The following is a 20,161-nucleotide window of genomic DNA, read 5'->3' as shown; positions in this document are numbered from 1 at the left end:
CTCCAGGGAGGCGTCATGTCGGGACAGGAGCATCGCTACGCGGTGGCGTTGAAGTGGACTGGCAACACGGGCGCGGGGACCACGAGCTACCGTGGCTACGAGCGCGCGCATGAGCTGAGCGTGGAGGGCAAGCCCGTGATTCCGGGCTCGTCGGACCCGGCCTTCCGCGGAGACCCGAAGCGGTGGAACCCCGAGGAGCTGCTCGTGGCCTCGCTGGCCGCGTGTCACAAGCTCTGGTACCTGAACCTGTGCGCCACCGCGGGCGTGGTGGTGACGGACTACGTGGACGCGGCCGAGGGCCTCATGTCCGAGAGCGCGGATGGCGGCGGCCGCTTCACTCGAGTGGTGCTGCGGCCCCGAGTCACCATCACCGCCGGCTCGGACCGGGAGAAGGCGCAGGCGCTCCACCACGAGGCGCATGCGAAGTGCTTCATCGCGAACTCGGTCAACTTCCCCGTCCTGCACGAGCCCACGACGATGGTGGAACCCGGGCGCGGGTAGCTTCGAGCGGTCAGCGGGTCAGAGCCGGCTCTCGTACATGGAGACGGCGGGCAGCAGCGCCTCGGGCGCCACGTGGGGACCTGGCTGGGCCAGGGCCGGGTAGGCCTCGACGGGGGCGGCACAGCCCACCACGAACTCGGCGGCGTCGCGTAGCTTCGCCAGCGCGAAGTCCGTGCAGTGGATGGTGATGATGGGAAGGAAGCCCGGCTCGCTCATCCACTTCACTGCGTCGGAGAGCTGGTGCGTGCTCAGGTAATCCAGCACGGCGTCACGGAGTGCCCGTCCCTCGTTGGCCGCGGCCTTGAGGACGTTCCGTCGGTCTCTCTGCTGCGCGGGCACATAGGGCTCGGACTCCTCGCGCGGCATGATGATGGTCTCGATCCACATCTTGAGCACCCCGGACGGAGGACCTGAGGGTGCGGCGGGCGACCTGGACAGCGTGCCCCCGAGCCTCGGGTAACGGCGACATGATGCGCGATTCAGCAGCGACTCGTTTCACTTCCGGCGCCAATTCATTCTCGAAAGGCGTCAGCATGTAAGAAACTGAAGTGTGTGAGCCTCGCACCCGGTTGCCGAACCCCGTCTCCGGTGCGGTACAGCCGGGGGCTCGGCCCCGCATGTATACGGGAGCCGACACCCACGCCTGACGTGGGGCCTCGCGCCGGTGCCGCGCGGCCTGGGTGGTTCCGGCCCTACAATGGTCCAGGAATGCACACGTCGTCTCGTCAGGGCCTGGGGCCCCCCGCTGTCTTCGTGGGCCGTGCCGAGGAGGTGCAGCGCCTGGGCAGCATGCTGCGGCGTGTCCGGACGGGCGTCGTCTACGGCCTGCCCGGTGTAGGCAAGTCCGCGCTGGCGGCGGCCGTGGCCGCGCGCTACCGGGGCCCCGTCGTGCACCGCCGCATCCGTCCCGGTGACACGCTGGACGCGGTGGTGGACGACGTGCGCCGCCTGCTGCGCGAAGCCCCCGTCGCGCAGGCCCTGTCGGATGCGTCACGCCTGGAGGACCTGGCGCGCGAACTGGAGGCACGCCGCGCGCTGTGCGTGCTGGACGACCTGCATGGACTGAAGCCCGAGGAGCGCGCCGCGCTGCTGGAGGAGGTGGGCGGGCGCCTGCGGCAGGGGGCGCTGCTGGCCACCTCTCGCGAGGCGGTGCCCCGACGCACCACCAGCCCGGACCGCTTCGAGCTTCGCCTGGACGGCCTGCCGGAGCCCGCCGCCCGCGCCCTGTGGGAGCAACTGGACTCGCTGTACGGCACGCGCGAGGGCTTTGACTCCGCGTGGGCCCGCTCCCGGGGACTGCCCTTCCTCCTGCGCCGCGCACATGCCGATGACGCGGGCGACGAGGAGCCGGTGCGCGCGGCGCTGGCGGCGCTGCCCGGGGATGAGAGACGGCTGGCGGCGGTGCTGGCGCTCAGCGAGCTGCCGCTGCCGGCGCGGGCGCTCCAGGGCGTGCTACCTGGGAGTGACTCGCCCACGGGTGGCGCTACCGCGAGTGGCGCTACCACGGGTGGCGCTACCGCGAGTGGCGCTACCGCGAGTGGCTCTGGCGACGTGCTGCGGCGGCTGGCGGCGAGGCTGCTGGTGGAGACGGACGCGCAGGGCCGGCACGGCGTCCACGACCTGGTGCGCGAGGCGCTCACGTCGCTGCTCAATCCGGACGAGGTGCGCGCCGCGCACGAGGCGCTGCTGGCGCTGCTCGCGCGCGAGCCCCTGCCCACCGTGGTGCGCGTGCGCGCGATGTGCCGCCACCTCCAGGCGCTCGGCCGTGACGCGGAGCGCGCGGCCTTCATCGTCGAGCAGGCGGAGCCGCTGGTGCGGCACGGTGCCGCCGCGGAGCTGCTCTCCTTGCTCGACTCCCTGCCCGCGGAGCCGCGCCCGCCCGGGGTGCGCCTGGCCCGTGCGCGCGCGCTGGTGCGCCTGCTCGACCTGCGTCACGCCCTGACGGAGCTGCGGGAGCTGCGCGCCTCGCTGGAGACCGCGCCGTCCGGCGGCGACGACGCGCTCCGGGAGGACGTGGGCACGGTGCTGGTGCGCGTGGCGCTCTTCTCGCTGGAGCTGGACACGTGTGAGCGGACGCTCGGGTCCATGCCCATGCCGCGCGCGCCGGAGGTCTTCCTCCAGCAGTTGCTGGCCTGGGCCGCGCTGCGCTTCTTCCAGGACCGGATGGCCGAGTCCCTGGAGATGGTGGATGGCGCGGCGGCCGCGTCGGAGGACCGGCGGGTGCTGGGCTGGTGCGCGTATGCCCGCGTGCTGATGCTCTGGATTGAGGGCCGCGACAGCGAGCTGGCGGAGCCGCTGGCCCGGTGCATGTCCCTGCTGGAGGGCACGCCGCTCGACTCGCGGGGGCCGATGGTGACGGCCCTGTCCGCGGGCATCCTCAGCCGGCTGGGGCGCTTCACGGAGGCGGAGACCGCGCTGTCGAACGCGCGCGAGCGGCTGGGGCAGCTCGGCGCCCCCCGGCTGGCGCTGGAGCTGGACTGCATCGCCGCGTGGTGCCGGGCGGACCGGGGCGAGCGCCGGGCCGCGCTCGCCGAGCTGCGGGAGACGGAGGCCCGGGCCGAGCACGCGGGCTACCTCTTCATCCGTCACCTCTCCCGCGTCGCCGCCGGACGCATGCTGCTGGAGCTGGGCCGGCGCGCGGAGGGGCTGGCGCTGCTGGACGTGGTGGAGTCCGACGCCCGGGCCCGGGGCGCGAGCGGCCTGGCCCGCGCGGCGGAGGTGGCGCGCGCCTCGGACGTGAAGCGGCAGGTGGCGCTGCCCGTCACCGTGGAGCCGCGCGAGGTGCGCCCGGGAGTGGCCGCACGTCAGCGTGCGCTCGCCGCGCTCCAGGCCGCGGCGCAGGGCGACAGCGTGCGAGTCACGGGGCTGCTCGCCTCGCTGGAGCCGCTGGCGCGCGGAGAGGACTTCGCGCTGGAGCGCGCGCTGGGCCACCTGTCGCGGGCCCTGCTCCACCAGCGGGCCGAGCGGGGCGCGGAGGCCCAGGCGGCGCTGGAGGCCGCGGCGCGCGAAGCCGCGGAGGGCGAGGTGGACCCGGAGCTGATTCCGGAGCTGGCCCGCGCGCTGGCCCCATCCCCGGCGGCGGCGCCAGGGGACCCGAGGCCCGGCCTGGACGCCTCCGCTGGCGCGCCAGACGCGGTGGTGGTGGACGCGCGCCAGCACGAGCTGCGTGTCGCGGGGCGCACCGTGTCCCTGGCGAAGCGGGCCCTCCCGCGTCGGCTGCTGTACGCGCTGGCCCGGCAGCCGGGACGCACGCTGTCGAAGGAGGAGTGCGTGCGCGCCATGTGGGACACGGACCATGACCCACGCCTGCACGACAACTCGCTGCGCGTCCACGTGAGCTACCTGCGCGAGCTGCTGGAGGGCACCGGCACGCGGGTGGTGTTCGAGGACCCCGGCTACCGGCTGGACGCGTCGGAGGGCTTCTCCTTCATCCGGGACGAGCCCGACGCGGCCTGAGCCGCGGCCCTACAGCGGCAGGTCCACCACGAAGGCCGCGCCGCCTCCGGGCGCGTCCTCCACGTGGACGCGGCCCCCGTGCGCCTCGACAATCTGCCGCACGATGTAGAGCCCCAGCCCCAGGCCGCCCTTGTACGAGGCATGGTGGTTCTGCGCGAAGCGCTCGAAGATGCGCTCGCGGTCCGTCTCCGGCACGCCCGGTCCTCCGTCGCGCACCACCAGCCGGGTGGTGCCTTCCTCGTGGGTCAGCGACACGCGCACGGGGGTGCCCGCGCCGTAGCGCAGGGCATTGACCAGCAGGTTGTTCACCACCTGCTCCATGCGCAGCCGGTCGAAGCGGCCGTGCACCGGCCCGTCCACCCGCGCACTGAGAATCACGCCCGCCTGCCGCGCTTCGTCCGCGAAGCGCGCGACGAGGTCCGACACCACCGCCGCCAGGTCGCCTTCGCTGAACTGGAAGTCCAGCTTGCCCGTCTGGATGCGGCTGACGTCCAGCAGGTTTTCCACCAGCGCGCCCAGCCTGCGGAGCTGGCGCTCGGTGGTGTCCAGCTTCGCCGCCACCTTCACGGCGCCGAGCGGCTCTCCGGGCGTGGTGTCCGCGATGCGCCGGAGCATCTGGAGCTGGAGGCGCAGCGAGGTGAGCGGCGTGCGCAGCTCGTGGCTGGCCAGGGACAGGAAGTCGTCGCGCGTGCGCACCGCCTCCTGGAGCGCGGCCTCCGTCTCCTTCAGCGCGGTGATGTCGAGGATGGCTCCGCGCACCACCACCACCTCTCCCGCCGCGTCGCGCAGCACCGTGGCGCGGCTGGTGAGCCAGTGCCACGTCCCGTCCGGCCAGCGGGTGCGGAAGGTGGAGGCGTAGGCGTCCACGCCCCCGGAGGAGATGGCGGCGACCTGGGCCTCCACCGCGGGCCGGTCCTCCGGGTGGATGGAGGCGAGGAACCGCTCGTGTGTCCACTCCTCCAGCGGCTGGGGGTAGCCGTAGAGCCGGTCATGCGCTTCGGAGCGGAACACGTGTCCGGTGACGAGGTTCGTCTCCCAGACGGCCATCTGCGCGGACTCCAGGGCCACCTGGAAGCGCTCGCCGAGCTGGCGGAAGCGCTCCACGGTGCGCGCCACCTCGTCCTCGGCCTGCTGGCGGCGGGTGATGTCCGCGGCCAGCACCCACGTCTCGTCGCCCACGGCGCGGACATTCACCTCCAGCCAGACGCGCGAGGGCAGCTCCGCGAGGAAGCGTCCTCCTTCGCGCGTGGTGAGCGCCGCCATCAGCCGCTCATGCAGCACGGAGCCCGCCAGCTCGGGCCACGCGCGCCAGGGCTCCTGGCCCAGGAGCGCGGCGGCGGGCAGGCCCAGCAGCGTGGCGGCGCGCGTGTTCAGCTCGCGGATGCGCCCATGCGCGTCCAGGGAGAAGAAGGCCTCGTCCATCATCTCCCGCAGCACGCACAGCCGCGCCTCGGAGGAGAGGCCCGCCTCGTCGGCTGCTGCTGCGGGCTGGGCCGACCGCTCGGTGGAGGGAGGCTCCACCGGGCTGCCGGGCGCCGAAGGAGGCACGGAGCTCATGTCGTCTGCAAGGTGTCCCCGCGTCAGGGGGGCGTCAAGCGAATGACCATTGCCGACAGCCGATGGCCCCGGGGACCGTTCGAGCGTCGGCAACTCCACCCGGGTACCTTCGGGCCGGAGGCTTTCCATCGCGCTAGTTCCAGGTGGAGGGCGCGGTGGGGTCCACCACGGGCTCCGGCATGGCCCAGAGCGCCTCGGGCTGGAGATAGGCCTGGTCAAAGGCATACAGGATTCCCGTCCAGCGGTCCCAGAAGACGGCCCAGCTGTACTCGGTGGGCTGGGAGGTGAGCGGATTGCCGTCGCGGTCCGCCTGGCTGTAGGCATAGTCCGCGTAGCTCCACGTCATGGTGCCGAAGTCGGTGGTGAGCAGCGGGGTGAGGGTCTCCATCAGCGCCGGGCGGGACACCTCGTCCGCGCGGGGCGAGGCGGGGGTGAAGACGGGCTGGGCCATGTCGTGCTGCTCGCGCCAGGCGACGTAGTTGTTGCCCATGGCGATGAGCGCGTCGCGCGCGGCCGGAGTGGGCGCGAGGCGGGCCTGCTCGTACACGGCGAAGGCGGCCACCAGCAGGCTCTTCCAGTTCATGCCCGGGAAGAGGAGGTGGAGCTGGTAGGGGCGCGGCGTGTCGTACGCGTGGGCCACCGCGAAGTCATACGCCTGACGCGCCTGGGCCGGCACCGCGCCAGTCAGCGTGAACTCCGTCAGCACGCGCTCCGGCGTCACCGCGCCCGCGCCCTGGCGCCAGTCGAGGTAGAGGCGTCCGGCCCCCCCGACGTCGGTGTAGATGGCGAGGTTGCCCTCGTGCAGCGTGCGCTCCAGCGTCACCACCAGCCGCTCCGCCTTGTCGAGCGGGAAGAAGCCGGGAGCGCTCCAGTAGAGCGCGGCGAAGCGCGCCGCGGTGGTGAGCAGCGTGCGCGGGTCCGCGAGCGCCTCCCAGTTCATGGCCGTGGCCAGCGCGGCGAGCGAGGCGGCCGCGTCGAGGGGAATCCCGTAGAGCACCAGCTCCAGCCCCAGCCGCTGCGCGGAGAGGCTCAGGCTGCCGGTGAGTCCCACGCGCTGCAGGGCGTGCAGCACCGACAGCGACGGCTGCCCGCGGGCCGCACTGATGATGCGCCGGGCGATGGCCGTGCCGAGCATGCCCTCGCCTCCGGTGCGCGACGCGTGCGGCGCGAAGACGAACCAGTTGGGGCGGACACTGCTGACGCCGCCGGGCTGGAGCGTCGGGTCCAGCACGCCGCCCAGCTCGTACGCGAGCTGGATGTAGCCCTCGGTGATGATGCGGTTGTCTTCCAGCGGCGTGTTGGACTGCGCGTGGGAAGGAAGGGCCAGCAGCGCGGAAGCCAGCAGCAGCGCGGAGGCGAGGAGGGTCGGGAAGTCGGAGCGAGGAGGGCGCATGCGGGGAGAAGCAGGCTCCCACGGCGAAGCCTGTGAAGAAAGCCACGTTCCCGCGCTCCGGCTGTTTCCGCCTCTCGGCAGGGAGACTCTGTCGGGAGGATGACCCTCGACGGCGTGGACGCGAGGACTGCTGGCGGAAGGTCGAACCTCCGTGTCCGCCGAGCGACGCGTCGAAGGTTGCCCATGGAGGGAGGTCTCCGCCTTCGGTGCTGGTTGGCTTATGGGTTGAGAGAAAGAGGGATATCTCTTTCGCGAGGGGTTCTCCGCGTTCCTTCCTGCCCCCGTTCGCCCCTCCGGATGCGGCGGAGCGCCTCGTCCGGTGTCCCCAAAGACTCTCACGAGGAAGCGGATGACTCTCATACGGATGGAAGAGCGCCGGTGCCGCCGCGTCGGGCCGGGAGTGGGGCTGTGCCTGGCGGTGCTGCTGCTCGGGGTGGGCTGCGGCCCGACAGAGGAGCGCGGGGTGTGGGCGCCGGCCGACACGTCGGCGGGAGCAGCGAACACGGCCCAGGCCCTGGAGACCGACAATGGCCTCTCCGTGAACGGGCTGTCGTTCAATGGCCTGTCGTTCAACGGGCTGTCGTTCAACGGGCTGTCGTTCAACGGGCTGTCGAGCAGCGCCTTCGCTTCCTGGTTCCAGTCGAACCCGACGCTCGCCAGCGGGGTGATGCGCTACCTGGTCCACTGCGCCGTCCCGGCCGGGGAGGTGCGCACGTACACGGCGGAAGGCCGCACGTATGGCTGGGTGGGGGGGCTGGGCCTGGCTCCGGCGTGGGCGGGCGGAGCGACGGCGACGGTGCGCGAGCAGCAGGTGGTCTCCGCCTGCCTGGCCGCGCATGCGAACAAGTACAACCAGCGGGTCCCCATCTCCGTGCTCGGGCGCCGGGCGGATGGAGTGGCCATCTCCGTCACGGACGAGGAGCTGAAGCAGTACCAGTGGAGGGAGTCCTGCTTCTTCGGCAACCTCTTCAGTGGCGAGGGCGTCTACGTGGGCCGCGACAAGGGGCGGCTCAAGCCACGCGAGAGCTCGTCGCGGGCCTGCTCGGTGGCGGCCAGTCGGGGTGACAAGGAGGACGAAGCGGCGGAGGAGCTCGACGGCGGCGAGCAGGACCCGCCCGAGGAGCTGGAGCTCAACCGCCACCGCTGCGCGCCGCTCGTCTACATTGGCCGGTGCGCGCGACACTGTGTGATGGATGAGTCGAAGTCCTTCTATGCGTCGTGCACCTGGAACGGTGTCACCTACCCGTCGCTCACCACGCGGCTGGACCGGCGCAGCCTCTACAAGTGCGGTGACGGCATCTGCCAGCCCACCGAGTCCTGCGGGGACAAGAACGACTTCCTCTCCTGCAAGGAGGACTGCGGCACCTGCGGCTGAGGCCGGTGCGGGGCGGCCGTCACAGTCGCCGCGCCGCGTGCTCCGCCCATGACGCCTCGGGCGCGGTGAACACGGCGCGGGTGCTGCCCTCCACCAGCCACCACGCGCCCTGGGCCAGCTCCTCCTCGAGCTGGCCCGGGCCCCAGGCCGCCATGCCCGCGAAGGTGAGTGACGTGCCCCCGGACGCGCCTGGCTCCCGCGTGCCCTCGTACCAGGACAGGTCCTCGAAGACGCGGCGGGCCTGCGCGGGGACCGTGTCCCCGCGCGCCAGGGTGATGCGGTGCTCGGGATGCACGGGGCCGCCCCAGCGGTCCACGCCCGTCGTCGGCACCTCCGCCGGGCGGGGCCGCGCACGGTTGAGCACGAGCCCCCACGTGCGCTCGCCGCCTGTCTCCAGCAGGAGCACCACCGTCTGGTCGAACAGGCCGCTCACCCGGTGCGGCCGCGCCACCAGCAGGAGGCCCGGTGCCGGCGCTCGGAACGGAGCCTCATCCGCCTTGAGCCCGCCGATGATGCGCGGCAGGGCCACGAGCATCAGCAACGCACAGGCGAGCAGGACCACGAGGTGCCGTCGGGCGAGCCCCTTCACCCGGCCCACTATAGCCGGCCGGGAGGAGGCACCTCCCGGGACTCAGGGGCAGGAACCGCAGTCCAGTCCACAGCTGTCATATCGATAGGAGGTCCCGCACCGCTCCGTGGCCTGGCAGTGGGTGTCCCCGCATTTATGGATGTCCTCGACGCGCAGCCGGGTGGTGAGGGGCCGGTGGTAGGTGGTGCCGTTGTAGGTGCAGGACGAGAAGAAGTGCCCGCTGCTGTCCAGCGTGCAGAACGCCGTGCAGTCACCCACATGCACCAGGGGCGCGCAGGGCGTCGCGGCCTCGGTGCCGCCGTGGAGCAGGGCGCCGCAGGCCCGGCTGGTGCTCTCGTTGGGGCCCAGCGGCTCGCGCTCGGTGCCCACGTAGAGGCCCTGCCCGGTGAAGACGTTGCCGAAGAAGCAGGACTCCCGCCGGGAGTGCGAGGCCAGCTCCGCCGACGTATAGGGAATGGCCGCTCCCCCCGCGTCCCGGCCCAGGACGGAGATGGACACCTCCGTCGCGAGCCGGTTGGCGTGCGCCGCCAGGCACGCGGACACCACCTGCTGCTCGTACAGCGTGGGGGCCGCGCCGGAGGCCCACGCTGGAGCCAGTCCCAGCTCGCCGGCCCACGCGTAGTGATGGCCGGTGGACGACGTGTACGTGCGCGTCTGTCCCGCCGGCACCGCGCAGCGGACCAGGTAGCGCATCACCCCGCTGGCGAGCGCCGGGTCCGCCTGGAACCACGTGTTGAAGTTGCTCGTGGACAGGCCGTTGAAGGACAGCCCGTTGAACGAAAGGCCGTTGAAGGACAGCCCGTTGAACGAAAGGCCGTTGAAGGACAGCCCGTTGTCCGACAGCTCGGCCTGCACCCCGTACGTCAGCGGTGGAGGGGACGCTTCCTCTTCCACGGGCCCGCAGCCGCCGGTGAACAGCAGCGCGGTGATGAGCACACGGCAAGTCTTCTCGAACAGTCTCGATTTCATCGGCCCCTCGGAACCTTGACGTCACCGGCGGACTCGCTGTGGGCGAGGTCCAGGAAGACCACGCGAGGAGCACGGGCACGATGTCGGCGGGATTCCCAGCGTAGAAGTTGCATCCGGAGCGTGTCCAAGGAAGTGGGGGGCACCGTGGGCCTTCCCGTTGCCCGACACTCGATGCGTGCGGCGGCGAACGCGTGTGTGCGCAGGCGTCCCGGAATGGATGTTCCACGCGCATGGGTGTCGCGGGACTCGCGGTGCAGCAACGTGGGCTTCGCGCCCCTGGCCTCGCGGGGCACCTGGCGCGTGGCGTGGTGGACGCTGTGCTTCACATCCGTCCGTTGCCTGATGCTCGCCCTGTCATCGCTGCGAGCATGTCTCCGTCGAGGATGGGCGGCGTGGAATTCGCGTGGTGAGATCCTCCTTCAGCAGACGGGCCTGTCTGGCTCCGGGGTCCCCGAGTGGCACAGCGGGAGAGGGCGATGGGAGATGCTTTGCGAAGGCTGACTCTTCCCTCGGCGGGCACACTGCGAGCCCTCCCGGGCCGTGCGTCGGCGGCTCCGGGAGACACGTCACGGGCCATGCCGCCCGAGGGCACGGTGGCGCTGGTCTTCACGGACGTGCAGGGCTCCACCCGGCTGTGGGAGCGCTGTGGCGCGAGCATGCGCGCCGCATTGGAGGTGCATGACGGGGTGCTGCGCTCGCTGCTCGAGGACGGCTCCGGCTATGAGGTGAAGACGCAGGGCGACTCCTTCATGATTGCGTTCTCCACGGTGCTGGAGGCGCTGCGCTGGTGCCTGGAGGCGCAGGAGGCGCTGCTGCGCGCGCCGTGGCCGGCGGAGCTCCTCATGTACCCCGAGGCGGCGGAAGAGGCGGGGCCGCGCGGGCCGCTGCACCGGGGGCTGCGCGTGCGCATGGGCGTGCACGTGGGCGAGGCCGAGTGCCGCGTCGACGAGCGCACGGGCCGGACGGACTACCTGGGCCGCATGGTGAACGTGGCGGCGCGGGTGACGTCGGCGGGCCATGGCGGACAGGTGCTGGTGAGCGGCACTGCCTGGGCCCAGGCCGCGCCCTCCGTGGAGGTGCTGGGCCGTACCGCGGTGCGCCCGCTGGGCTCCTTCCGCCTCAAGGGCATCGACGACGCGGTGGCGCTGGTGGAGGTGCTGCCTGCCTCGCTGTCGGACCGGCGCTTCGGCGCGCCGAGGGCGCCGCGTGACAGGCAGGGAAACGTGCCGGTGGCGCGGGAAGGGCTGGTGGGCCGGAGCTCGGAGCTGAGCACGCTGCGGCGCTGGCTCGCGGACGGTGCGCGGCTCGTCACGGTGCTGGGACCCGGGGGCATGGGCAAGACGCGGCTGGCCTCGCACTTCGGCGCGCTGGAGCTGGAGTCGGGCGCGTGGGAGGGCGGCGTCTGGCTGTGCGAGCTGGCGGAGGCGCAGACGGCGGATGCGCTCTGCCATGCCGTGGGCCAGGCGCTGGGCGTGGCGCTGCGGCGGGACGGCGACCCCACGGAGCCGGTGGAGCGGCTGGGCCGCGCGCTGGGCGACTGCGGGGACGTGCTGGTCATCCTCGACAACCTGGAGCAGGCGGTGCGGCACGTGCCGGCCACGCTCGGGCGGTGGATGGCGCTGGCCCCGCGCGCGCGCTTCGTCACCACCTCGCGCGAGGCGCTGCGCCTGCCCGGCGAGCGCCTGTTGGATTTGACGCCCCTGGCGGTGCCGGAGCCAGGCGAAGTGCGGCTGGAGGAGATTGCCCGCTCGGACGCGGTGCGCCTGTTCGTCCAGCGCGCGAGGGAGGCCCGGGGCGACTTCGAGTTGACGGTGGATGACGCGCCCCGCGTCGCGGACATCGTGCGCCAGTTGGACGGCATTGCCCTGGCCCTGGAGCTGGCGGCGGCGCGCATGGGGCTGTTGAGCGTGAGCCAGCTCCGCGAGCGGCTGCCGCGCCGCTTCGAGCTGCTGCGTGGAGGCCGGCGGGACGCCAGCGCGCGGCAGGCCACGCTGCGCGGTGCCATCGACTGGTCCTGGAACCTGCTGGAGCCCGTCGAGCAGATGGCCCTGGCGCGGTGCTCGGTGTTCCGCGGGGGCTTCACGCTGGAGGCGGCGGAGGTGGTGCTGGCGCTGCCTCCCGACGCGCCGGACGTGCTGGAGGTGCTGGAGTCGCTGCGCTCCAAGTCGCTGCTGCGGGTGCTGGAGGCGGAGGGTCCGGACGGGGAGCCGCGACTGGGACAGTACGAGAGCATCCGCCAGTACGCCGCCGCGAAGCTGAGGGATTTGCGCGGGGGGGAGACGCTGGCGGAGCGACATGCGGACTGGTACCTCACGCTGGCGCGGGGCCTGCGCGAGCGGGTGCGCAGCGCCAGGGGCGCGGAGGCGCTGCGGCAGCTGGCAGTGGAGCGGGAGAATCTCCTGGCCGCGTGTGACAACGCGCTGCTGGTGATGCCGGCCACGGTGGGCTCCGTGGAGCGGGCCCTGGAGGCGCTGGTCGCGCTGGAGCCGGAGGTCATCACTCGCGGGCCGGTGAGTCTGCTGCTGGCGCGGCTGGACTCGGCGCTGGCGATTGCGGGCACCGTCGCCGTCTCCCCGCTGCTGGTGGCCGAGGCGCTGGCGGTGCGGGGCCGGGTGCTGCTGGAGGCGGGGCACCTGGACGCGGCGCGGAAGGACCTGGAAGGGGCGCGCTCCACGCTGCGGGTGCTGGGGACGGTGGCGGGGGAGAAGCGCGTGCTGGTGGACCTGTCCATCGTCGCCCGCCACGAGGGCGAGGTGGCCCGCGCCTGGGCGCTGGTGCTCGAGGCGCAGCAACTGCCCTCGGAAGGCGACCGCTGGCTGGAGGCGTACGCGGTGGGCAACCTGGGACTGGTGGAGCAGGCGCGCTGTGGCGCGGAGGCGGCCATTCCCCACCTGCGCTCGGCGCAGGCGCTGTTCCGCGACGTGGGGGACGTGACGTTCGAAGTGGGCTTCCTCACCAACTGCGCGGTGGCCATTGGCGAGGCGGGGCGTACGCGCGAGGCGCTGGCGCTGCTGGAGGATGCGATGACCCGCTCGGCCAGCGTGGGAGACCGGGTGGGCCACGCACTGGCGCGCCTCAACCTGGGCTGCTTCCTGTTGGAGGAGGGCCGGTCGCTGGAGGCGCGCGAGCACCTGCTGTCGGCGGGGCGCATGGGACGGCAGCTGGGCCAGCGGCTCCTGGAGGGCACGGCGCTGGGCGAGCTGGGCCGCGCGGAGCTGGCGCTGGGCGCGATGGAGGCGGCATGGGCGCGGCTGTCGGAAGCCGTGTCCGGCCTGGGCCGGGTGTCGCGAGGCCAGGCGCTGCGCTTCGCCATCCACCGCGCGGCGGTGGAGGCCTTCCTGGGAGACCCCGCGGCGGCGGAGGCGAGCTTCGTGGTGCTGGAGGGGGCGATGGAGCTGCGGGACGACCCGGTGCTGCGCGAGCTGGGCGCGCTGCTACGTGCGGCGGTGGACGTGGCCGACGCGCGAGCCCTGCCGGAAGGCCGCGAGCGGGCAAGGCAGCTCCGGGAAGCGGCGCGTCGGCGCATGGACCGGGCGCGCAGGGCTCCGGCGGAGGCGGCCTCCTCCGACCTGCGCGGGGCACTGCGCTTCCTGGAAGACGCGCTGGGTCCGCTCACGCCTGACGAGGGAGGCACCACGCCCCCGGTACTGGCATGAGCTGAAGGGAGCGCGTCCAGCGGCTACCAGCCGTTCTCCAGTCGCTACAGCGACAAGCGCTCCCCAGCCGCCTCGCCTATCCGGACGAGCACCTTCCCCCGGGCGTGGGCCATCGCCCGGGCGGTGCCATTGCGTATCCTCCGCACGAGGCGCGCTCACATTGCGCGCGCTCTTCGTTCGTTTCTCTCCCTGCCGGGTCGTCACCCCCCGGGCAGCCCGCGCGCCGGGCGTGGTAAGCACGGCGCATGGCGAGATTCAAGGTTCGTTGGGGCCGCCTCTTCGGGATGTTCCTGGTCGCGGGGTTGCTCGCGGGCGGCGTGAAGCTGTTCACGGCGGAGCTGCCTGCCGCGCCCGCGCATGCCCGGGCCGTGCCGGACTTGAAGGCCCTGCCCGAGGTGGAGGTGTGCTGGCTGGAGCTGTCGCGCAGCGACGTCTGGGGCCAGCTCGGCACGGCGGGGCTCACGCGCACGGGCACGTGGCGGAACACGGCCTCCGGGCTGCTGGTGCGGCATCCCCAGGGAGACGTGCTCATCGATGCGGGCTACAGCCCGAACGTGCACGAGGAGGTGAAGCAGCGGCCCCCGCTCGCGCGCTTCTTCAACGAGTCGGCGCTGAAGGGGATACGTGACAGGTCCACGCTGGCGGCGGCGTTCCAGAAGGTGGGCGCCACGCCAGAGGGCCTGAAGTGGTTCATCCCCTCGCACGCGCACCTGGACCACCTGGGCGGCATGGTGGAGCTGCGGCAGGTGCCGGTGCTGCTGCCGGCGGAGGAGAAGGCGCTCATCGAGGGCTGGCGGACGCGCAAGGAGGTCTTCCCCGAGCACGCCCAGGCGGTGGAGGGGCGCATGACGGCCATGGCCTTCGAGCCCCGGCCCTATGAGAACTTCGACGAGAGCTTCGACGTCTTCGGGGACGGCGCGGTGGTGGTGGCGCGGATTCCCGGCCACACGCCGGGCAGCATCGCCACCTTCGTGAACCTCTCACCCGAGCGGCGGCTGGTGCACGTGGGCGACACCGTCAACCTCGTCGAGTCGGTGGAGCGGCGCCTGCCCAAGAGCACGCTGCTCCAGTTCTTCACGGACACGGACTCGGAGGCCGCGCGCGACCAGGTGGCCCGGCTGTCCCAGCTCCACGAGCTGGCCCCCGAGCTGCAATTCCTCCCCGCGCATGACCGCGACGCGTGGGAGAAGTTCTTCGGAAGCGCGCCGGGCTGCGTGAAGGCGCGGTAGCGCGCACGGGGCCGGGACGAGAGGAGGCAGCGGAGATGGACGGCGAAGTCGCACGGAAGCTCGAGGCGGCGGTGCGCGCCGTGGTGTCGGAGGCGCCCGCGCCGACGCCACAGGAGCTACTCCAGGAGGACGACGTCCCCTCGGTGGCGCATGGCTGGCTCCTGCTGTGCCTGCTTCGGCAGGTCAGCCGGCAGCGCTGGGTGACGCAGATGGTGAAGGAGCGCATCACCGGACGCGGCCTCGACGAGGATGAAGGCGACGTGCCGGGGTACGCGGGCTGGCGGTACAACTTCCATGGCATCGGCTGCTGCTTCGAGGGCCCGGGCGAGCTGATCGACGTGGACTTCCATGACGAGGAGGGGGCGTCCATCGACGCGTACTTCTTCGCCCATCGAATCGAGTCGCTCACCGCGCCCGAGCTGCCCGAGGCCCGGCTCCGCGCGCTCCTGCCCGGCGCGTCGCTCCTGGCGGCCGCCATCGATGACCTGAGCGCGGTGGGGCTCTTTGGACGGCCCCAGCGACAGAATGTGTTCCGGCTCCCCGCCGAGCTGGAGACGCTCGCGGAGAGCGCGGCGGCGCTCGACCTATCGAACGACGAGGCCACCGCGCGGTGCCTCGCGCACCTGCGCGACTTCGAGGCGCTGGTGTCTCGCCCGGGGGGGGAGGTGTTCCAGGCGAAGGTCGAGGCGGTGCGCCAGTCCCGGCGGAACTGGCTCCTCGCGCAAGCCGGGAGTCCCTGGACGGCGGGCGACGCCCTCGCGGCCCTGGAGTCGCTCTCCACCGACGAGGAGCAGGTCCGTGCCTGCACGCGGGTCATCGAGCATGGCCCGGTGTCCGCGGCGACGGCGGAAGCCGTGCAGCGGCTGGACAGGATGCCAGGGGCCGCCGGGAGCGACGCCGTGCTGCGCCTCGCGCTGGAGCGGCTGTCCCCCACGGAGCACCACCCCTATTCCATGCACGCCGCCGCGCACTATCTGCTGAAGCGGGGAATCGAGCGGGAGCGCGTCCTCGAAGCGATGCTCGCCTTCGCACGGGTGAACCCGGTGAAGGGCTACGGTGGCAACCCGTTCATCGGCGACTTCGCGCTGCTCGCGCTGGAGTATGCGCACGAGCACGCGCGTGAGCTGGTGCGCCTGGCGCTGCGCTCCACCACGCCCATCGCGCGGCAGCTCGTCACGGCCGTGCTCTTCGTGCTGGACCGGCCCTGGTGTCACCACGAGCTGGCGGCGGCCCTCCAGGGAATGGAGCGTGAGCCGGGGGCGCTGGCGCTGGTGGTGGCGCTGTCCCGGAGCCGCTCGGACCTGGCGCGTGCCATGGCTGCCCGCTGGCGCCGGGAGCACCCGCTTCACGTCTCGGAAGGCCCGGGCTTCACCTGGGACGAGGTGGAGGAGGAGAACGCGGCCGCCTGGCTCGATGAGGCGCTGACGAAGGCGCGCAAGTGGGTGGAGCAGGCGGGGGCGCGCGTTCCCGAGACGCTGGACTGACGCTGGCTCCGCCTACCGTCCGGAGCGCACCGCGGTCAGCAGGTCCATGTGGAGGTAGCGCGCCTTCGGCTGTCCCGGCTTGAAGATGAACACCAGCTCCTGCCCGTCCGCCGTCCGGAAGCCGTCCTGCTTCATTCGCTGGAGCGGCTTCGCGGTGTCCAGGGTCAGCACGAGCTGCTTCCCATCCCAGGCCACCGCGAAGCTCACGAGGTCCGCGTGGCGGTACGTGCCGGTGTAGCGCTCCGCCTCGGCGGCGGTGAGCGGCGGGTCGTCCGCGGGCGGTGGGGGCTGCTCCGGCAGGCCGAAGACCGCCTTGGAGATGACGTCGAGTGACTTCCGCAGCGTGACGCCGTTCTTGTTGGTGAGCAGGATGACCGCGCCCTGCTTCTCCGGCAGGAAGCGGAAGTGCGAGCCATACCCCCGGCGCACGCCGCCATGCTCGAAGACCTCCGTGCCACCGAGACGGAGCCGCACCAGGCCGAAGCCATAACGCGCCTCCTCCGGCCCCGCTCCGGGCAGGGGGACGTGCGCGGTGAAGAAGTCCCGCACGGCGGCCTCGGGTAGCACGCGGCGCTCCCCGTCCAGGCCGCCCCGCACCACGATGGAAGCGAAGCGCGCCAGCTCGCGAGCAGAGGAGAACGCCGAGCCCGCCGGGTACATCGCGGTGTTCTCCGCCATGGGACGGACGACCTTCAGCTCACTGCCGCTCTCTTCATGGCCCTGCGCGAAGTCGGAGGTGATGGCCTCCAGCGGGCGGAGCGTGCTGCGCTCCATGCCGAGCGGCTGGAACAGCGTCTCGCGCAGCGTGTCCGCATAGGGCTTGCCGTGGACGCGCTCCAGCACGAGCCCCGCCAGCCAGTATCCGGGGCCGCTGTACGAGAAGACGTCGCCCGGAGGCGCGAAGAGGTAGTCGCCCTTCCAGCCTCGCACCATCCGCCCCAGGGCCTCGTCGTCCTTCGACTGCACGGAGGGCGACGCCTCGCGCATGCCCGCCGAGTGCGACAGGAGCTGGCGCGGCGTCACCTTCCCCAGCGTCGGGTTCAGGTCCTTCACGTACGTGCGCACCGGAACGTCCAGGCCGAGCCGACCCTTCGCCGCCGCATCGAGTGTCGCCAGCGCGGTGAGCATCTTCGTGGTGGAGCCCAGGCGGAACAGTGTGTCCGGCGTGACGGGCGTGCGCTCCTCGCTGCTGCGCACCCCGAAGGTGCGGAGGTAGAGCGTCTCGCCGCCCTGAATCACGGCGACGGCCGCGCCGGGAGCGCCGGACTCGCGCAGCTCTTCCTCGATGGCGCGGGTGATGGCCGCTTCCTGCTCGGGAGTCAGTCGCGCCGGGAGCGCCGTCGCCGGAGCTGCGCCCGCGCTCAGGGCTGCCAGCAGCACCAGGAAGGCAGCCAACCTTGGATGGGCCTGTCTCATCGTGTCCAGCTCCTCGGGTGGGCGGGCATCCGGCCCTACCGACACCGGATGCCCGTCCTGCATTCCCGTGAAGGTGCCAGCGCCGTTCGCTCGGGACGCACCCGCGTACCCACACAACGCAAGGCCCGGCAGGCGCCACGAGGCCTCGATGGAATCCCCGGGGCTTACCCGCGGCGGCGGCTCCGGCGGGCCATGGCATCCGCCCTGCAACGTCGCCCGCCCGTCCACCCCTGCTCACGGGCCCGCGTACCCCCAGGCGCGGGCCCGTGACTCCTCTTTCCTGAGAGACCCTCGATGCCACTCCCGTCGCGCTCCCGTCCCCGGCAGCTCCTGAAGACCACCCTCGTGGCGGCGACCCTCGGGGCCTCCCTGGTCCACTGCAAGGACTCCAATACGGTCGAGCCCGCGCCTCAGCCGGACGCGGGCACGAATCCCCAGGTGCGCTGCGACGGCATCTTCAGCAACGGGACGCGCCTCAGCGTCGCCAACCCGCAGCCTCTGGGCGAGGTGCCGCTGCCCGAGCAGTCCTTCTGCGACTTCCACACCTTCGCGTGGAACCAGTTCCTCTACCTGACGCAAATCGTCGAGGACGGGAACGACCCGGTGACGCCCACCAAGCCCCGGTTCCTGTCCTATGCGCCCTGGTACAACATGCTGAAGCCGAACGGCTCGTCCGCGCCCGGCGCGTTCCCCGGTGGCGAGACGACGCTCGAGGTCGCCATGCTGGACCAGAAGCAGGCCGGCGCGGGGCAGGACGCGCTCATCGACGTCGCGGGGCAGATGGTGCTCTACGACCTCCGCTTCAACCAGCCGTTCTATGACGCGGTGGTCAGCAGCGGCTACTACACGCAGCAGAACTACGACGCCTTCTGCCAGCCGCCAGCGGGCAGCCCGCCCTTCACGAACTGCAACAACCCGCAGCAGTTCTGGCTGCCGTGGGGAGATGGCACCGCCATGGGCTCCGTCGAAATCAAGAGCGCCTGGAGGCAGTTCCCCGCCAACGACTGCCCCGCCGGAGTCATGTACTGCGCCGGCACCAACCTGGGGCTGGTGGGGCTGCACCTCGTGCAGAAGACGCCGACGCACGGTGAGTGGGTCTGGGCCTCGTTCGAGCACGTCGCGAACACGCCGGACTGCGCTCCGGGCTCCAGCACGCCCATCGACACGCAGTCGCCGCTCGGGACGCCGTGGTCGTTCTTCAACCCGGCGACGGCGCCCGCGGGGGTGATGTCCTCGAAGACCTGCGGCGTCACCCCGGCGAGCCCCCAGTGCAACCTGGACCCGCATGAGGGCTCGGGCTTCGAGCAGGTCAACATCTGTCGGACCGACGCGCTGCCCGCGGGGGGCGTGAGCGACGCCAACTGCGCCGTGGTGGGCTCGTCCACGAACGACCCGAACGCGAACAGCGGAGGCAACGTGTCGTGCCTCAACGCCACGGTGCGGCCGCAGCTCACGGGCGTCTGGAAGAACTACCAGCTCATCGGCACGCTGTGGACGAAGGGCACCCAGGCGCCCAACGAGGACTTCTGGATCTCCATCTTCCAGCAGCCCAAGTCCGGCGTGCCCGAAAAGACGGCCGTGGGCTTCCCCAACCTCGCGAACACCACGCTGGAGACGTACCTCCAGACGGGCTCCACGGCGTATGACCCCAACGGCTCGGGTCTCTCCAACGCGAACAAGGCCGGCTGCTTCGGCTGCCACAACCCGGTGGCCCAGAACACCGACACGGACCTGAGCCACTTCCCGTCGAAGTTCGACGACATCACCGAGCCCCGGGTGCGCGCGACGCGGTAGCGGTCACTTGGCACCCGGGAGGTCGTGACTATCTTCGCGCGCACATTCCGGCGCCGGGGCCTCGGGCCCTGGCGCCATGCACGAGGAGGAGCACATGCAGAGGAAGACGCTGCTGGCCGTGGCCCTGGGCGCGCTGGTGCTGGGCGTGGGCTGTCACCGCAACACCCGCGAGAGCGCCGAGAGCGACGCGGAGCAGGCCGCCGAGAAGACCGAGGACGCCGCGGAGAAGGCCGGCGACAAGGTGGAGGACGCCGCCGAGGAGGCCGGTGACAAAATCGAGGACGCTACCGACAAGTAGCCCGCATCAGCGGCACGGCGGCCCGCTCCCGGCAGGTGTCCGGAGCGGGCCGCGGTGCGTCCCGGTGGGGCACTCTCAGTAGAAGGGGCCCGAAGTGTAGTCGTAGTAGGACGACGTGGTGCCCCAGCGGAACCAGGAGCCCGAGGAACGGCCCTGGCCACCGATGACGTCCGTCATCGAAGGGTCGCTGTAGTACGTGTACTCGAAGTCCTGAACCGTGCGGTCCGGCAGTGCTTCCTCGCTCAGGGCGAGGTGGCCCGGCTCGCTCGCTTCAGCTGCCGCGGCGCCCCCGGACACCAGCATTCCGGCGGCCAGCAGCGCGCTTCCGATGAAGTTCCTTGCCTGCATGCGTCCCTCTCAGTCCGAGCGTCAGGTGGTCACTGCCTTCCCACCGTAACGCAGCAAAATGAGTTGGCCAGGCGGCGCGGTGAGATGGGCACACGG

General features: G+C 72.1%; 15 protein-coding genes. 8 read left to right on the top strand and 7 right to left on the bottom strand.

The window, feature by feature from the left end:
* Positions 1-15 precede the first annotated feature (15 nt).
* Complete coding sequence (locus tag G4D85_RS37260; protein WP_164018873.1) at positions 16-501, top strand: OsmC family protein; 486 nt, start codon at positions 16-18, stop codon at positions 499-501.
* Positions 502-519: 18 nt separating this feature from the next.
* On the opposite strand, the gene G4D85_RS37255 is transcribed toward G4D85_RS37260, so the two are convergent.
* Positions 520-888, bottom strand: a complete 369-nt coding sequence (locus G4D85_RS37255) for a hypothetical protein (RefSeq protein WP_164018872.1) — start codon at positions 886-888, stop codon at positions 520-522.
* Between the two features lie 321 nt (positions 889-1,209).
* Here G4D85_RS37255 and G4D85_RS37250 point away from each other — a divergent pair, with 321 nt between their 5' ends.
* Positions 1,210-3,957, top strand: coding sequence for an AAA family ATPase (locus G4D85_RS37250; RefSeq protein WP_164018871.1), 2,748 nt, complete (start codon positions 1,210-1,212; stop codon positions 3,955-3,957).
* A 9-nt stretch (positions 3,958-3,966) separates the two neighbouring features.
* Here the strand turns inward: G4D85_RS37250 and G4D85_RS37245 are convergent, their stop codons facing one another.
* Positions 3,967-5,514, bottom strand: a complete 1,548-nt coding sequence (locus G4D85_RS37245) for a sensor histidine kinase (RefSeq protein ID WP_240359725.1) — start codon at positions 5,512-5,514, stop codon at positions 3,967-3,969.
* 133 nt (positions 5,515-5,647) lie between these two features.
* The gene (locus G4D85_RS37240; RefSeq protein WP_164018869.1) at positions 5,648-6,907 is read right to left on the bottom strand and encodes a hypothetical protein; all 1,260 of its coding nucleotides are present in this window, start codon (positions 6,905-6,907) and stop codon (positions 5,648-5,650) included.
* Between the two features lie 349 nt (positions 6,908-7,256).
* On the opposite strand from G4D85_RS37240, the gene G4D85_RS37235 reads away from it, so the two are divergent.
* The gene (locus tag G4D85_RS37235; protein ID WP_164018868.1) at positions 7,257-8,282 is read left to right on the top strand and encodes a hypothetical protein; all 1,026 of its coding nucleotides are present in this window, start codon (positions 7,257-7,259) and stop codon (positions 8,280-8,282) included.
* 19 nt (positions 8,283-8,301) lie between these two features.
* Here G4D85_RS37235 and G4D85_RS37230 read toward each other — a convergent pair whose 3' ends face one another.
* Together G4D85_RS37230 and G4D85_RS37225 are read right to left on the bottom strand one after the other, a co-directional pair.
* Entirely contained in the window at positions 8,302-8,871 is a 570-nt protein-coding gene (locus tag G4D85_RS37230; protein ID WP_164018867.1) for a YqgE/AlgH family protein, read from the bottom strand.
* 42 nt (positions 8,872-8,913) lie between these two features.
* Positions 8,914-9,840: a hypothetical protein gene (locus tag G4D85_RS37225; protein ID WP_164018866.1), complete on the bottom strand. Its 927-nt coding sequence runs from the start codon at positions 9,838-9,840 to the stop codon at positions 8,914-8,916.
* 476 nt (positions 9,841-10,316) lie between these two features.
* Here G4D85_RS37225 and G4D85_RS37220 point away from each other — a divergent pair, with 476 nt between their 5' ends.
* The 3 genes from G4D85_RS37220 to G4D85_RS37210 all read left to right on the top strand — a co-directional run bounded on the left by G4D85_RS37220 (position 10,317) and on the right by G4D85_RS37210 (position 16,209).
* A complete protein-coding gene (locus G4D85_RS37220) occupies positions 10,317-13,496 on the top strand; it encodes an ATP-binding protein (protein WP_164018865.1) in 3,180 nt (1,059 codons plus the stop codon).
* A 245-nt stretch (positions 13,497-13,741) separates the two neighbouring features.
* On the top strand, positions 13,742-14,725 hold the full coding sequence (locus G4D85_RS37215) for an MBL fold metallo-hydrolase (protein ID WP_164018864.1): 984 nt from the start codon (positions 13,742-13,744) through the stop codon (positions 14,723-14,725).
* 35 nt (positions 14,726-14,760) lie between these two features.
* On the top strand, positions 14,761-16,209 hold the full coding sequence (locus tag G4D85_RS37210) for a DUF6896 domain-containing protein (protein ID WP_164018863.1): 1,449 nt from the start codon (positions 14,761-14,763) through the stop codon (positions 16,207-16,209).
* Positions 16,210-16,221: 12 nt separating this feature from the next.
* On the opposite strand, the gene G4D85_RS37205 is transcribed toward G4D85_RS37210, so the two are convergent.
* The gene (locus G4D85_RS37205) at positions 16,222-17,625 is read right to left on the bottom strand and encodes a serine hydrolase domain-containing protein (protein ID WP_205525869.1); all 1,404 of its coding nucleotides are present in this window, start codon (positions 17,623-17,625) and stop codon (positions 16,222-16,224) included.
* A 294-nt stretch (positions 17,626-17,919) separates the two neighbouring features.
* Between G4D85_RS37205 and G4D85_RS37200 the strand changes: the two genes are divergently transcribed.
* Both G4D85_RS37200 and G4D85_RS37195 read left to right on the top strand, forming a co-directional pair.
* On the top strand, positions 17,920-19,419 hold the full coding sequence (locus G4D85_RS37200) for a hypothetical protein (protein ID WP_164018861.1): 1,500 nt from the start codon (positions 17,920-17,922) through the stop codon (positions 19,417-19,419).
* A gap of 94 nt (positions 19,420-19,513) precedes the next feature.
* Positions 19,514-19,717 (top strand): YtxH domain-containing protein, encoded by a 204-nt coding sequence (locus tag G4D85_RS37195; protein WP_164018860.1) that lies wholly within the window; start codon positions 19,514-19,516, stop codon positions 19,715-19,717.
* A gap of 75 nt (positions 19,718-19,792) precedes the next feature.
* Here the strand turns inward: G4D85_RS37195 and G4D85_RS37190 are convergent, their stop codons facing one another.
* Complete coding sequence (locus tag G4D85_RS37190; protein ID WP_164018859.1) at positions 19,793-20,065, bottom strand: hypothetical protein; 273 nt, start codon at positions 20,063-20,065, stop codon at positions 19,793-19,795.
* Positions 20,066-20,161 lie beyond the last annotated feature (96 nt).

Origin of the sequence: Pyxidicoccus trucidator, from assembly GCF_010894435.1 — a bacterium.
In the GTDB taxonomy this organism is placed as follows: Bacteria; Myxococcota; Myxococcia; order Myxococcales; family Myxococcaceae; genus Myxococcus; species Myxococcus trucidator.
This window is presented reverse-complemented; position numbering and strand designations above follow the sequence as displayed.

Coding starts and splice junctions, on each gene's coding strand:
- G4D85_RS37240 (WP_164018869.1), bottom strand. CDS start 6,907: ATGCGCCCTCCTCGCTCCGACTTCCCGACCCTCCTCGCCTCCGCGCTG.
- G4D85_RS37215 (WP_164018864.1), top strand. CDS start 13,742: ATGGCGAGATTCAAGGTTCGTTGGGGCCGCCTCTTCGGGATGTTCCTG.
- G4D85_RS37205 (WP_205525869.1), bottom strand. CDS start 17,625: ATGAGACAGGCCCATCCAAGGTTGGCTGCCTTCCTGGTGCTGCTGGCA.
- G4D85_RS37190 (WP_164018859.1), bottom strand. CDS start 20,065: ATGCAGGCAAGGAACTTCATCGGAAGCGCGCTGCTGGCCGCCGGAATG.
- G4D85_RS37255 (WP_164018872.1), bottom strand. CDS start 888: ATGTGGATCGAGACCATCATCATGCCGCGCGAGGAGTCCGAGCCCTAT.
- G4D85_RS37235 (WP_164018868.1), top strand. CDS start 7,257: ATGACTCTCATACGGATGGAAGAGCGCCGGTGCCGCCGCGTCGGGCCG.
- G4D85_RS37210 (WP_164018863.1), top strand. CDS start 14,761: ATGGACGGCGAAGTCGCACGGAAGCTCGAGGCGGCGGTGCGCGCCGTG.
- G4D85_RS37225 (WP_164018866.1), bottom strand. CDS start 9,840: ATGAAATCGAGACTGTTCGAGAAGACTTGCCGTGTGCTCATCACCGCG.
- G4D85_RS37195 (WP_164018860.1), top strand. CDS start 19,514: ATGCAGAGGAAGACGCTGCTGGCCGTGGCCCTGGGCGCGCTGGTGCTG.
- G4D85_RS37245 (WP_240359725.1), bottom strand. CDS start 5,514: ATGAGCTCCGTGCCTCCTTCGGCGCCCGGCAGCCCGGTGGAGCCTCCC.
- G4D85_RS37260 (WP_164018873.1), top strand. CDS start 16: ATGTCGGGACAGGAGCATCGCTACGCGGTGGCGTTGAAGTGGACTGGC.
- G4D85_RS37220 (WP_164018865.1), top strand. CDS start 10,317: ATGGGAGATGCTTTGCGAAGGCTGACTCTTCCCTCGGCGGGCACACTG.
- G4D85_RS37250 (WP_164018871.1), top strand. CDS start 1,210: ATGCACACGTCGTCTCGTCAGGGCCTGGGGCCCCCCGCTGTCTTCGTG.
- G4D85_RS37200 (WP_164018861.1), top strand. CDS start 17,920: ATGCCACTCCCGTCGCGCTCCCGTCCCCGGCAGCTCCTGAAGACCACC.